The following is a 14,241-nucleotide window of genomic DNA, read 5'->3' as shown; positions in this document are numbered from 1 at the left end:
ATACTAATTTAATAATTGCTGTTTTAATTTAGCACTAAATGGCTGTGGACCAAGCCATATATTAAAATATTGCTGGGCCAGCGGATGCTGCAGCTGCCCTAAATTTTTCCGGTTGAGGGATAAACTCAGGGTTTGCGTGGCATGGCTGTATTTCAAGCGGTACAGATCACCTGATCTGACCGGACGATACAAATCGCTGATCGGATTGAAAATAGCCTGGATGTTGGGGTCTTTGACATTACGCTTGAGCAGATGTATGGCTGCACGCTTAAATGCCCATTCGGGAATATTCTGGGTATAGGAAAAGTCCATCTGGATCGTCTGCTCTTTCCAGGACTGGCTACAGTTTTGGGCAAAATAACTGGCCATACCGACCTGTTTTTGACCCACCATCAGCGGGCCATTGCCACATTGATTCAAGCTTTGCGCCTGCACCCATGGACTGAAACTACATCCCATCAGTAACGCCGTGCTGATGGCTATTTTTTGAAAGGCAGTAGCCATGAATAGGCTCCTCCGACATAAGGCAAGGAACGGTACAGGCCATTGGCCGGGTCCCAGAAATCCTGCTGGAAAATAATCTTGTTGTCCCGGTTGACCTTGATTTCACTGATGCCAAAAGAGTCCATGCTGCGAGTCGTGCCAAACATTTTAAAATCATAGGCCATATGCCAGTGCACATAGGCAGAGTCCTGATGATAAGAAGTATTTAACAGCTTGACACTGACCTTACTGACCCGTTTGTTCATGCCCTGAAAATGCTGGACTAGATTTTGCCGGGATGAAAACTGCGACAAGGTATCGTTAATAAACAGCGGATCAGCATACAGCGAGCCAGCTCGTTCCACAAAGGCTGGTGTGCCCAAAGTATTAAATGCTGAGGTAAAACGAGTGCCAATATCCAGCGCTTTGGCCTCATCCAGGGCTACCCCCTGAACAGCGCTTCTGGATTTTGCATAATCATTCGAATAACTGGAAATACTTTGACATCCAGCCAAGGCTAGCAGCGGTAAGGACAAGGCCGCTGCCATTATTTTCTTAACATGTTTCATTATCACTGCCCGTCTTAAATTCACGTATTTACTATAGATAAAGAGTCGTGAACAGAATGTGAAGAGCAAAGCTGTCCCTAGTGTTAGGATCGGGCGATTCTAACCTTTTCTTTTAAGAAAGAGGGGCTTAAAAATCATTCATCATACTCCATGATGAAAGAGAGCCCAAAATGGCACTGTATGTCCTGCTATCGGCGGGCTAAGTCCATTTATTCAGCTCGGATTAATACTTTTTCACATCGCTATTATCTTAAATTCAACTTAATAAAAGACCACAAATCAAGTAAAATAAAAGTTAGATCAATAGTTTATCTGGATGCTTGCCGAGATGAAGTTTTAAATACTGTAAATGACCTGTTGTTCAACCTATTCAATACGCTTATTTGAGATACTCTTTTCTATGGATCAATTACATCACACTAAAAACTCTCAAAATGCAGCACTGATCGAGATCGATGAGGGCATTCGGCTACATATCACTTGGGCGCAAAAAGTATTTCAATATCTCGTTTTAAAAACACCTGTCGAGCCACAATTTTCCGAGAAAGAGAGTCATTTATTGTGTCATTTTGGCAAATGGTTTCAATCAAATCACGCTAAATTTGAAAAAATCAATCCTGACAAAACCCGGGAACTGGAGCAGGCGCATTATCTTGTGCATCATCATTTGCATAATATATTTTCCAAGCTCAGAGACAATCAGTGCGTAGAGGCCGCTTTAGTCAGTCAATATCAAAAAAGTCAGAATGATCTGCTGGAACTGCTGATTTATTTTAGAACCCATTTGATTACCCAAGCATTGCAGTATGACCCTTTAACCGGTTTGGCCTTAAGATATGGAATGGAGAATCAATTCAGTACCTTGAGTCAAAGTACTAAAAAAAACCAGAAAATATTGGCGGTCGGTTTACTGGATTTGGATCATTTTAAAGAGGTCAATGATCAATATGGACATCAGGCGGGTGATGAAGTTCTTGCCCATACGGCGCAGATACTGCGTGATTCTCTTCGAGACACAGACAACATTTTTCGCTTTGGTGGCGAGGAATTTTTGATCTTTTTGGAAGTGGACAATGCCGATTCCCTGCATGAGATTATCGACAGAATTTTTCAGTCACTGCATAGCAATCCGACCCGACTAAAAAGTGGTGAAGTGATCTATATCACCGCCACGGTCGGTATTATCCACGTCGAGCCTGATGAAACCATGGAAAAAGCCATTGCAAGAGCGGACCAGGCGATGTATTCAGGAAAGCAGCAGGGACGAGACCGGGCAGTCTTTGCATGACAAGATATTTTGTAGATTGCTCGTCTGCTGGGTGTCTCATTCATAGATATAGCTAAGTTACGCTCCGCGGGCTTTCCTGAGATAAGATCCCCCGTTTATCTCTTGAATTTATTCACCATGACGAGAATTTATTCACTGATGGTTACTATACAAAATTGCTCGGAATTATAAAAAATGTATTTTTTAATTTAAGCAAGAGAGTCAATATTATTGTGTGTTAGATTATGGTAAGTTTTGAATGATTTTTAATCTATTTAGTTAGCCCCAAAAGATTATATTTTGGGGTACTGCATTGGGATCACAGAGGGAATATGCCTATCAAAAACAGATCTATTTTTATCCTTCTTGTCCTTACTGTAGTGATCATGAATATTTTTATGATCAGCTTATTGGCGTATACCTTGCACACTGCACGTGAGCACGCAGAAGCTGAAGCTCGGACTGGTGTAGAAAATTTAACATCACTGCTTGAAAAAAGCGTGAACAGCAGTTCACAAGAAATCGATTTGTCTTTGCATACGTTACAAACCTATATAGAAAAAGAATTAGATAATAAAAAACAAATAGATAATAAAGAAATTAATCTATTTATTCAGAAAGAAAAAGATTGGATCGGTTCTGTTACACAAATACACATTACCAATGCAAAAGGTCAAGTCCAATTCGCTGATCATGATATTGGCACTCAGACATCCAATTACGCAAACTATAGTTTTTTTAAACAGGCCCAACAGAAAAATACGAATCAACTGTTTGTTACTAAACTGATTAAAGATCCCAATGGCCAAGGCTGGGTTCATCTATTTGCACGACGCTACAATCAGGCTGATGGAACTTTTGCAGGCATGATTGTCGCTGCATTACCTGCCAGCTACTTTAATGATCTGATTACCGAACTAGATGTAGGTTCCAAAGGAGTGGTGCTGGTACAAGACCTGGATCTGCGAATTATTGCACGCAACCCCATACTCAAAACAGCGAATGGCCAGGTCGGTTTTGTGGGGGGACCACCGGAACTGTCTCAGCGGGTTCACTCCGGGGCACAGTCTGGCACCATTTACACACGACAAACAACCGATCATGTTCCACGTATAGGGAACTTTCGTCGACTAAGCAGCATGCCTATTTTTGTCGTTGTTGCCTTTGGTGAAAAAGACTACCTAGCACAATGGTATGAGGACCTGATCAAAGCCGTTTTGCTGGGCTTGCTTTTCCTTCTAGTGACCACGATTGCTGCCTGGTTACTCTGGCAGCAAATCCGGGCGAACCTATTGGCCAATCGTCGTAGCCGGATGCTGTTGCGTAATGCACAAGATGGGATCCATGTCATAGATCGCCAAGGTCGGCTGCTTGAAGGCAGTGATTCCTTTTTCCGTATGATCGGCAGTACTCCGCAGGCAGCCGTGGGCAAAACACTGTGTTACTGGGATAGCGGCTATGATCAGACAGAGCTGCAAGACCTGATCAGCAGAGGGATTTCTACGCCTGAAGGCATTCGCTTCGAAACATTTTACCAGAATGCACAAGGTGAGCGTTATCCGGTAGAAATCAGTTCGGTCTTGGTGCATCTGGATAATGACGATGTATTTTTTTGCTCGGCACGTGATATTACTGAACGTAAAAAAGCTGAAGAAAACCAGCGTATCGCTGCAACGGCATTTGACTCCCAGGTGGGAATGCTGATTACAGATCCGCATATGCTTATTTTACGGACCAATCGTGCTTTAACCGAAATTACCGGTTATAGCGAACAAGAGTTAATTGGTCATACGCCTAAAATCCTGCAATCCGGCATGCATGACAAAAACTTCTATGCCACCATGTGGAAACATATTCACACAACCGGATCCTGGCAAGGTGAAATCTGGAATAAGCGCAAAAATGGTGAACTGTATCCACAGCATATCTTGATTGCCGCTGTACGTGATAAGAAGGGCCAAACCACGCATTATGTGGCGTCCATTACCGACATTTCTGCCTATAAAGCTTCAGAAGAAAAAGTACGCCTGCTGGCATTCTATGACTCTTTGACCAAATTACCCAACCGTAGCCTGTTTTTGGAACATCTTGAACAGAGCATGAGAGAGGCAGAAAATAAAAAACAGCTCGGCGTAATTTTGTGCATTGATCTGGATAATTTTAAAGCTTTAAACGATACCGAAGGTCATGAAACTGGAGACCGGTTATTACAGCAAGTTGCCACTCGTCTGTTAAATTGTGTAGAAACAAATCACATGGTTGCTCGACTTGGTAGTGATGAATTTGTTGTGCTGCTTGATCAACTTGGCACATCTGAAACCGAGACGATTCAACAAGCGGAAAAGACGGCAAAACGTATTTTACAGGCACTGGCTCAACCCTACTTTTTCGCAGACTCAGAATATCGTAGTTCTGCCAGTATCGGGATCAGCCTGTTGGGGCTAAAAGCATATGAAAATGTGCAGGATCCGATTAAACGCGCAGATATGGCGCTGTCTGAAGCAAAAAATTATGGCCGGAATACCTATCGCTTCTTTGATCCGTTGATTCAATCTCAGGTTCAGGAACGTGCTGAGATTGATGCCGGATTACGTCAGGCACTAGAAAAAAATCAGCTGGTGCTATTTTACCAGCCTCAAGTCAATGGTGCACAACAGGTGACTGGCGTAGAAGCCTTGTTACGTTGGCAGCATCCAACCAAAGGGATGATTTCACCTGCGCGTTTTATTCCCGTTGCAGAAGAAAATGGTTTTATTATTCCACTGGGCCATTGGGTATTAGAAAGTGCATGTCAACAATTGAGTGACTGGGCCAAGTATCCGCAAACTGCTCAGCTCAGCATGGCTGTAAATGTCAGCGCTAGCCAGTTTGCCCGTGATGAATTTGTTCAAGACGTGCTCGATATTCTGGAACGTACCCAGGCTCCTGCACATTTACTCAAGCTTGAACTGACCGAAAGTGCCTTAGTGATGCGGGTAGAAGACATTATTGAAAAAATGACGATTCTTAAACGTTATGGAATAATGTTCTCTCTGGATGATTTTGGTACAGGCTATTCTTCTCTCACTTATTTACAACAAATTCCGATTGATCAATTAAAGATCGATCAAGGTTTTGTTCGTAATATTGTGATTAGTGCCAATGATGCTGAAATTGCCAAAATGATTATTGTCTTGGCAAAAACTTTGGGTATTTCTGTACTTGCTGAAGGGGTAGAAACCGAAGCTCAACGCGAGGTATTGGAAAAACAGGGGTGTTACCATTACCAGGGCTATCTGTTTGGCAAACCGATGCCTATTGTTGGGCTTAAGCAGTATCTATTGTCTCAGCAAACCCGGCATTAAAATTAAATAGGATCATCATTCAGGTAATCACCAAGCTTAAAGTCGGGGATTAGACCATTGTAAAAGAATTGCGGTTACTTGCTCATGAAGGCAATTGCTAAGCCCTAAAGTGCAATAAAAGACATCTACCCAAAAGAAGGGTGGCAGTACAGTCTTTAAAATTTGATATATAATGCGATTTATTTCACATATTAAACCAAGTATATTAGTATAGATTAATTTCTCCACAGAAATAATCTTGAAGTTTTTCAGCCTGCATCCTCCCCAAGATGCAGGTTTTTTTTGTTATTTAGTAGATAGTTAAAAATAATCTTAAAGTTTTCGCTTGCATGCTGACCTTCTCTAAATGGGTTCTCTTGATCTCATTTTGTAAATATTGGTACTGCTGCAGATTATTTGGGTCAGTAAAAACAAGCTGATCATTTTCGATAGTCCATTCTTTTATCTTAAGCAAGTTCAACATCTCTCTCTTTGAAGCTAAATTTTTCTTTTCTAATGCTAAAATCTGTTCCTGAGATTTGACATATTGAGAAAAAAACTTATCAAAATTCTGATGAAACTGATCTGTCTTTTTATCCGTTGATAAGTCAATTTGATTAGCATAAATAATTAACTGATCAAACATATTTGATTTTTCTTGATACATCTTTATCATAAGTAAATCGGCCTGATTTAAAATTGACTCTGCCTCAGGACTTTGTTGCATAAACCTCTGCTAAAGGCTTCTTCAGCAATATAATGCTCAAATGAATAAGCCTGCACTTAAAATCTATCGTACAACCAACTGGTCCTCCTACATTTAATCAATCGAGGGAATCTCTCGATTTGGTTTGATCCTACTACCGAATGTTATGCCCAACCACAAGGCAAACAAGGACGAAATCAAACTTACTCCGATACAGCAATTCAATGCTGCCTCATGATGAAATCTCTATTTCGGCTCTCTTTGCGCATGGTGACAGGCTTTGTTCAAAGCCTAACAAACTCTGTGGCTTGAATTGGACAGCACCCGATTATTCAACTCTCTGTCGTAGACAAAAGCATATCGATATTTTAATTCATTATCAAAAAAGCAGTGATGGACTTCATCTACTCGTCGACTCTACGGGTTTAAAATTTTTAGGTGAAGGCGAATGGAAGAGTAAGAAACATCAGCCTGAATATCGTCGCCAATAGCGTAAATTACATATTGGGATCGATGCTGAAACCCTACAAATATGCGCGGTTCAGCTGACGACGAATAATGTCAGTGATTCACCGGTGCTCGGTGATTTACTTGATCAGATCCCTGAAAATGAGCGAATTGATTCGGTCTATACGGATGGGGCTTATGACATAAAATACTGCAGGCAAATGATTTCCGATCGGAAGGCTCATGCGGTGATTCCACCTAGAAAGAATGCCAGACCATTGAAGGATTCAAGAGCCAGCTCAGCTGAGCGAAATGAACTACTGAAAACGATCAAACATTTAGGCAGGACCATCTGGAAAAAATGGTCGGGCTATCATCGTTGAAGTTTGGTGGAAACCAAGATGCATTGCATCAAATTATTAGGAGATAAGCTGACGGCAAGACATTTTCAAAGCCAGGTCAATGAGATTCATGCACGTGTGGCGGTACTCAATCGGTTTACGGAATTAGGCCGACCTCACACCCAAGTTGTCACTTAAATTTGAATGGCTTGGAGTAAATCCAGCTTTTGAATGTTTATGCAAAAAAGCCCACTCATGGTATTACTTGCTTTTTAAGTCGTATTTATGCTTCGTTATATGAATATCAATAAGATGCTAGAATAAGCTAAAAATTCAAATCATAAAATCATTTGTTTAAGCAAGATTCAGGTTAATTAATATTTATTTTTTCAATGTATAAATATTATAGTTATTAGGCTTTTAATACAATTTTATTGCTAGTGACATAAATATTTGTATATGTAAAAATCATAAAACTTGTGATTTTTTCGTGAATGATTACCTAATTATTACTATATTCATAAAAAAATTAATAATTCAATTCTTTACATAAATTATTGAAAAACATATTTTTATATCTGTAATGACTTATGATTAGTTTATCTCACAAAAACTAATACCTTCTTATCTAAATGGATTTAAAAATAATTGAAATAGATACTTAACATTGCTTTATTTCAAACAAATTTGATCCAAATATTACTGGAATTAAAGATATGAAAAAAAGAGTGATCACTTATGCACTCGCTTCAATAAGTTGCTTCCTGCTAGCTGGATGTAATACGAGCTCTCAAAAGAAAGAAAATTTTCTTCCAGTTTCTTCTGGCGATACAATTATTCTAACTAGTGACGGTTTAATTACATCAATTAATCGAAATACCCCAAACATTATTGTTTCTTCTACTAAAATTCGAATGCTAGAACCAAATGATCAACTGGTGGGAATTGACTATAGACCTAAGGATGAAAAACTCTATGCCCTTGGATTGCTTGGTAATCTATATACTTTGAATCCGAATACAGGAATTGCCACATTTCTTCGAAAACTCACAGCTGATCCAACAGACACTGTTGATGGGAATGCACCTTTTAGCAAAATCTTAGGTAATGCTAATTTAATTAGTGTAAATTTCAATCCTGTTGCTGATAGATTACGTGTTATCACTAATACAGGACAAAATTTAAGGATTAATGTTGATACCGGCGTAACAATTACTGATGGCGTAATAAATCCCATAGAAAGTAATCCTGTTATTGTTGGGGCTGCTTACACTAATGCTTTTGCAGGAACCGCAACGACCAAGCTATACAGTATAGATCAGACATCTGGGCGTATTTACTTACAAAATGCAAATGCTGGAACTTTAGGGAATTCAGCTGCATTATCGAATACTATAACTACAGAAGGTGGTGGTTTTGATATAGACCCTATCAATAATATTGGTTACGCTGCATTAAAAGTTTCAGATGGTTATAAACTCTATCAATTGAATTTGGCAAATATTGGTACAATAAATAATGCTGTTTTTAATACTAATGACCTAGAAAACTCTTATACAGCTAGTGGAATACGGGGTATAGCCTTAAAACGTGCTAAAGATGCGACTGCCGAAGGAATTGGTTTAAGTAGTAATAATAAATTAATACGTTTTGCTTTAAATAAGCCTAATAGGGTAACTGAAAAGAGTATCACAGGCTTATTAATCGATGAAAAGTTCATTGGTATTGACTACAGATTCAGAAGCACTACAGAGCTATCTGGACAACTATACGGTTTAACAAATAAAGGTAACTTATATACAATTAACCCTGAAACAGGGGAAACAAATTTAGTAAGTACTCTAGTAGCTGCAATGAATAGTACATTCACCAGTTTAGACGGAACAGCTTTTGCTGTAGATTTTAATCCTGCTGCTGATCGTTTGCGCGTAATTAGTAATACTGGACAAAGCCTTAGAATTAATGTTGATACAGGGGAAACTATCCAAGATAGTTCCATTAACGGTATTCCTGGTGCCATAATTAGCGCAGCAGCTTATAGCAACAGTTTTAAAACAAGTGTGACAGGTTTAGGTACAGAACTTTTTGATCTTGACCAAACCAATCACATCTTAGCCAAACAAGATCCACCAAATACAGGATTACTTAACCCAATTGGTGGGTTAGGTATCAATTTAGGTTTAAATAACGGTTTTGATATTGTTGGTGGAGACAATGGCTATGCTTTAGCTTCAATTGCTAATCCTTCAGGACAATCTGTTTTATATCGTATAGATCTTAGTACACTAACAACAAGTGATAATCGTGCAAAACCGGCTATTAGTGTGGATGGAAATCCAAATATTGCAGCCTCTACTATAGGAACTGAACCACTCATTGATATTGCACTGTTACTCAAATAGATAATTATTTAGATATTTTTTAGCGTAGGTTCTAACTTATATACGAATCTACGCTAATAAAATAATTGAGATTAATAATCCTTACAATCTTGATCAGTTCACCCGAAGCAATCACTGTCATATTGGGGCTTATATGGATATTTCAAGCGTTTTGATCGAGAAATCCATAAATCAGGCTGCAATCATCCAGGAACGGGGCGTTTCTACTGAAATATTGAAGCCATGAACGCTGGTTAGCTTTTCATAGGCTAAAGTTGGCCCGAAACCATGGAATTGCTCAGCAACCATATTGAGGCACTTGAGTCTGAGTTCTTCAGAAAGCTTTGAATTACTGGTTTGGCCACGACCGGCATGGGCTAATGCAGCTGGACTTTGAGATTTGTATTTTTGCAATAAGCGTCTGAGTTGACGTTCTGAAATATGCAGTAGCTGAGCAGCCTGGGACTGGGTTATGCGTTGATCGCAGATTTCTTGCAAGACCGACAATCGTTTAAGTTCTTTATCCGACATAGACACCAACATATCAAACCGTCCGCTTCGATAATCGCAAAAGTGCGTATTCTAAAAGCGGACATTTTTATTGGTGAGAATATAGACACTTTAAATGGTTTCTAACATGAGCGTTTCTTATAGGGTGTATTATGTTAATTTGCTTTTACATCTTTAGAGCATAAGGGATGTGAACTTGATTCAAAGAAAAATAATTCTAATTGAGGGGTTCTCCTCAATAAACGTGCTTCAAAAAACTTTATAAGTCTTTCTTTTTCATATTCATGTAGACCTGAATAAATAGAAATTGCTACATACGTCAGCTTTTCATTTGAAATAATAGCATCGACTAAATGTTGATCATAAGTGGGATCAAGACCTTGACCTATTACAACCAAACCATCTTTTATTTTTGATAATTCTTTATAACAAAAATTCAAGTAACTATTTGATTCTATTTTACTTAATTTATATTCGCTAGTCCCTTCAGTAATAAACAAAGGGAGTACTGTATTTAGTTCAGTAAATTTATAACTATCAATTTCTGGTAAATTATCTGATGCACCAAGTAATTTGTGAACACCTGATGCAAGATTAGTTTGAAGATGCAAAGCACCATGTAAATAATAGAAGGCTGTGACTCTAGCTGGATAAAAAACCTTTACGTTTCTAGAATCAAATGTATTATTGCTCCAGAAAAAATCGACTTGTTTATTAGAAGAGATAGTATTAAAAACACTCCAGTAAGGAATCAAGTCATAACAAGTCGTAAATACTTTTCTAAAATTAGTTAGTTCTTTGCCAATAATTTTCTTTTGCAATTTATAAAAAGGAATATGCGTTGAATGCACTGTATTAAAAAGATTTTTTCTAACATTATCATATAGTTCTATGACTTCTTCAGTATTCTCTCCCAAAGATTCCTTTACAATGGCTGTTGTTAATAATGCTTTTAATACTTCTTCAAAATTTGTAGTTTTTAGGTCCTTAAATATTTTTAAGACTGATTCTTTTAAAATCGGCTCAATCATTTTTTCTTGAGAAAAATTGAGCAGGGACGTATATGAATAATTTTCCCAAATATTACAACTAAAGCCATTGCCCAGTAGCAAATTATCCCAAATATATTCTTTACCCAATATTTCTTGCCATGTTGAAATCATATTAATTAATTGAAAAATAATAATTTTATAATAATATTTTATAATACAGCCTAAGTAAATAATCTTCTATTTAACATAATGACTGTTATGCAAAATTAATGGATTTTCGTATATAGTACTTGTATATTGTATTCGATCGAATACAATATGGTGAGAAGAGAGGGAATCCTCATGATTGAAATTAAACGTCTACCAGAATTTGATGAATGGTTAGATGGCATTAAAGACAATATGACCCGTATTCGCTTGAATCGTCGATTAGACAAGGTTCAACGTGGAAATTGGGGAGATATTAAACCTCTCCAAGATGGTGTTTGGGAAATGAGGGAATTCTTCGGTTCTGGATGGAGGATGTATTACATCCAACATGGTGACGTAGTGATTGTAATGCTTGGTGGCGGAGATAAATCAACTCAACAACAAGACATCGATCGTGCAGTCAAACTATCGAAAACATTGGAGGATTAAAATGGTTAAAGTCGCTGATTTACCAAGTTTTGATATGGCTGAGTCACTCAAAACTGAAGAAGATATTGTGATGTATCTCAATATGGTTCTTGAAGAGAATGATCCAGCTGAATTAGCTCATGCACTTGGGGTGATTGCCAAAGCTCGTGGTATGACTCAAATTGCTAAAGAAGCAGGAATTGGACGTGAAGCACTGTACAAAGCTCTACGTCAGGATTCAGCACCACGTTTTGATACGATTAATCGTGTAGTGAATGCTTTAGGCTTAAAACTCACAGTACAACACGTATAAGACTTTAAAAAAATATAGTAAAAATGGGAGATGAAAGCTCCCATTTTTAGCTCTAATTACTAATTTTCTTTATTACGATTGTATTTACTAGTAGGAAATACAATACTATTTTCTTTAGTGTGAACAACATTAATTAGCTTAGCTAGTTCATCTGCTTTTTTTTTCAAAAGTTTCTTTACTTTCGAATTTTTGTCTTAATATTAATGGAAATAGCCCAATTTTTATTAACTTTATTTCATTCTCTAATGATCCCCAGTTTGAGGAAACACTCCAAGGATCATTAATATCAATAAATATTTTTTTTCCTTCAACATCATCGATTGCATACAGTTCATGCCCATATTTTTCTGAATACTCTTCCTCCTCTATGTCCCCATGATAGGAAATTGATGAAGAATGGCATAGATGCAAAGCACCTGAATGAATGTGAGCCAAAGCTTACAGGTCTGGCCACTTTTTATCCCCAGAGTTGTCCGCAGAAATTGGGGATAATTTAAGCAAGAGCTGAATTGATAACGCTGAGAAAAATGACAATTTGGTTAAATTATGATCAATTTTATTGACAAGAAGTATCAGGATTGATTAAAAATAAACCAACTTGTTTCCAAGTCGGTTTTTCTGTTTTAGAGGTCGGTCAATTTTTTTAACTATATGAAAAATAATAATATTCTAAAGTGCTGTTATTCACCAATTAAAATATCTATGCGATAAATCATTTAAAATGTCCTGTTTTTAACTGCAAGAGTCAAGCACAGGATTTAAATTTCTTTGTTCAATAACTACTTTCTGAGCTTTACGACTTGGCATACTTTTCTTGGCACGGGAGCGTTTATTCTGTTTCTCCAACCCTTCGTGTTGCTGTTGAATATGAGCTAGGACTGCGCCTAACCGTTTATTCTCAACCACTTCATTCTGCTGCAGTCCAGCCAGTTTATTGAAGATGCTGTAGTTGATCTTCCGTCTTTCATGCATGATGGCCACAGTACCATCCGGGTACTCCAGAAATGAAATGTATTGCCCAACAAGTTTGTAATTCAGTGCTATTGGCTCAAGCATATAAATACACTTGTCATACGTGATGGTCAGGTTCTTTGTAACTTTACGCGGTTCCTGCCAGGTAAAAATATCATCCAGTTCGAAATTAGATTCTGTTAATGGTCGATGCAAGTTCTTGGAATTTCTCGCACACTTGGCAAACTTCTGATTGAACTGCTCAATGAAGCAGGGCAGCCAGGCATTGGCTTCGGCAATCGAGCAGATGCTTTCCAGGCGCATCTCCTTAATCAGACGGTCCTGGAGTGTCCTGTTGGCACGTTCCACACGACCTTTGGCCTGTGGCGAGTTGGCAAAGATAATATCAATGTTTAACTCATTCAGAATCCGTCCAAATTGCGTGATCTGGCTGTCCTGGCTGGATCTCTGATTGACTCTGAATACCGAATGTTTATCACTGTAAAAGGCCAGAGGTTTGCCGTATTGCTCAATGTAGGCTCTAGTCGAAAGCATATAATCAAAGGTGGTTTCAGCTTCACAAAAGCGCAGATGCAACAGCTTTAAACCAGTAAGCAGCATTTGGCGGCACGTCCTTCGAACCAGTCATGATATGAGCCATCAATCTGGATCAGCTCACCGAAGCAATCACGATTATAACGTGGCTGATATGGACGCTTCAGGCGCTTGGATCGAGGAATCCAGAGACCATTTGAGTCATCCAGCGCCGAACCGTTTCTACCGGAATATTCAGGCCAAACATGCTGATGAGCTTCTCATGCGCCAAGGTTGGGCCAAAGTCAAGCAAATGTTCAGAAATAATGGAAAGGCATTCTGATTTTAACAGGTCATCATGGCGATGAGGGCCAGGTTGACCACGACTGGCATGTGCCAGGCCTGAAACACCATCTTGATTGAACTTCTGCAATAACCGAGTAATTTGGCGGGTTGAAAGATTCAGAATTTCTGCAGCACGGACTTGTGTAATACGTTGATCTCGAACGTCTTGCAGAACCGCAAGACGTTGTATTTCCTTGTCAGACATAGTGATCAGCATCTCGATTCATATCCAGCCCATGATGTTGATGTGCATCATAGACCAGACATTTTTATTGGTGAGAATACAGACACTTTAAATGGTTTCTAACAGGTCTTGTTATTCCTAAGTAGAAATGTCCTACCTTAAAACCAAATAGAAATGTCCTATACAGACATTTCCAAGTCAAGTACAGGATTTAGATTTCGTTGTTGAACCGCTGTTTTCTGTGCACGTCTACGTGGCATAGATTGGGAACGATTGC

The 14,241-nt window shown here is 38.6% G+C and carries 10 protein-coding genes and 3 pseudogenes; 6 read left to right on the top strand and 7 right to left on the bottom strand.

Translation table 11 applies throughout. The annotated features are described in order from the left end of the window. Positions 1-3 precede the first annotated feature (3 nt). Positions 4-504, bottom strand: a complete 501-nt coding sequence (locus GTU69_RS15765; protein ID WP_086197542.1) for a chalcone isomerase family protein — start codon at positions 502-504, stop codon at positions 4-6. Continuing rightward, entirely contained in the window at positions 480-1,052 is a 573-nt protein-coding gene (locus tag GTU69_RS15760; RefSeq protein WP_166171896.1) for a nuclear transport factor 2 family protein, read from the bottom strand. Before GTU69_RS15760 ends, GTU69_RS15765 begins: the two co-directional genes overlap by 25 nt. Positions 1,053-1,452: 400 nt before the next feature. Between GTU69_RS15760 and GTU69_RS15755 the strand changes: the two genes are divergently transcribed. Together GTU69_RS15755 and GTU69_RS15750 are read left to right on the top strand one after the other, a co-directional pair. Continuing rightward, positions 1,453-2,340 (top strand): diguanylate cyclase, encoded by an 888-nt coding sequence (locus tag GTU69_RS15755; protein ID WP_166171894.1) that lies wholly within the window; start codon positions 1,453-1,455, stop codon positions 2,338-2,340. A 365-nt stretch (positions 2,341-2,705) separates the two neighbouring features. Further along, positions 2,706-5,663 carry an EAL domain-containing protein gene (locus tag GTU69_RS15750; RefSeq protein WP_240921727.1) on the top strand — a complete coding sequence of 986 codons (2,958 nt, stop codon included), beginning with the start codon at positions 2,706-2,708 and terminating at the stop codon, positions 5,661-5,663. 289 nt (positions 5,664-5,952) lie between these two features. Here the strand turns inward: GTU69_RS15750 and GTU69_RS15745 are convergent, their stop codons facing one another. Continuing rightward, positions 5,953-6,369: a hypothetical protein gene (locus GTU69_RS15745; protein WP_166171890.1), complete on the bottom strand. Its 417-nt coding sequence runs from the start codon at positions 6,367-6,369 to the stop codon at positions 5,953-5,955. Positions 6,370-6,409: 40 nt separating this feature from the next. On the opposite strand from GTU69_RS15745, the pseudogene GTU69_RS15740 reads away from it, so the two are divergent. Continuing rightward, positions 6,410-7,334 (top strand): annotated as a pseudogene (locus GTU69_RS15740) (IS5 family transposase). A 518-nt stretch (positions 7,335-7,852) separates the two neighbouring features. After that, the gene (locus GTU69_RS15735; protein ID WP_166171888.1) at positions 7,853-9,538 is read left to right on the top strand and encodes a DUF4394 domain-containing protein; all 1,686 of its coding nucleotides are present in this window, start codon (positions 7,853-7,855) and stop codon (positions 9,536-9,538) included. A gap of 101 nt (positions 9,539-9,639) precedes the next feature. Here the strand turns inward: GTU69_RS15735 and GTU69_RS15730 are convergent. Further along, positions 9,640-10,048, bottom strand: a pseudogene (locus GTU69_RS15730) (helix-turn-helix domain-containing protein); the annotation flags it as partial. Positions 10,049-10,182: 134 nt separating this feature from the next. After that, the gene (locus GTU69_RS15725) at positions 10,183-11,190 is read right to left on the bottom strand and encodes a DUF4917 family protein (protein ID WP_166171886.1); all 1,008 of its coding nucleotides are present in this window, start codon (positions 11,188-11,190) and stop codon (positions 10,183-10,185) included. A gap of 171 nt (positions 11,191-11,361) precedes the next feature. On the opposite strand from GTU69_RS15725, the gene GTU69_RS15720 reads away from it, so the two are divergent. Continuing rightward, entirely contained in the window at positions 11,362-11,658 is a 297-nt protein-coding gene (locus GTU69_RS15720) for a type II toxin-antitoxin system RelE/ParE family toxin (protein ID WP_004647749.1), read from the top strand. A 1-nt stretch (position 11,659) separates the two neighbouring features. Then, a complete protein-coding gene (locus GTU69_RS15715; RefSeq protein WP_166171884.1) occupies positions 11,660-11,950 on the top strand; it encodes an addiction module antidote protein in 291 nt (96 codons plus the stop codon). A gap of 147 nt (positions 11,951-12,097) precedes the next feature. Here GTU69_RS15715 and GTU69_RS15710 read toward each other — a convergent pair whose 3' ends face one another. Both GTU69_RS15710 and GTU69_RS15705 read right to left on the bottom strand, forming a co-directional pair. Beyond that, positions 12,098-12,385: a hypothetical protein gene (locus GTU69_RS15710; protein WP_240921725.1), complete on the bottom strand. Its 288-nt coding sequence runs from the start codon at positions 12,383-12,385 to the stop codon at positions 12,098-12,100. Positions 12,386-12,682: 297 nt separating this feature from the next. Next, positions 12,683-13,997, bottom strand: a pseudogene (locus tag GTU69_RS15705) (ISNCY family transposase). Positions 13,998-14,241 lie beyond the last annotated feature (244 nt).

It is taken from the genome of Acinetobacter sp. SA01 (genome assembly GCF_011319235.1).
GTDB lineage: Bacteria > Pseudomonadota > Gammaproteobacteria > Pseudomonadales > Moraxellaceae > Acinetobacter.
This window is presented reverse-complemented; position numbering and strand designations above follow the sequence as displayed.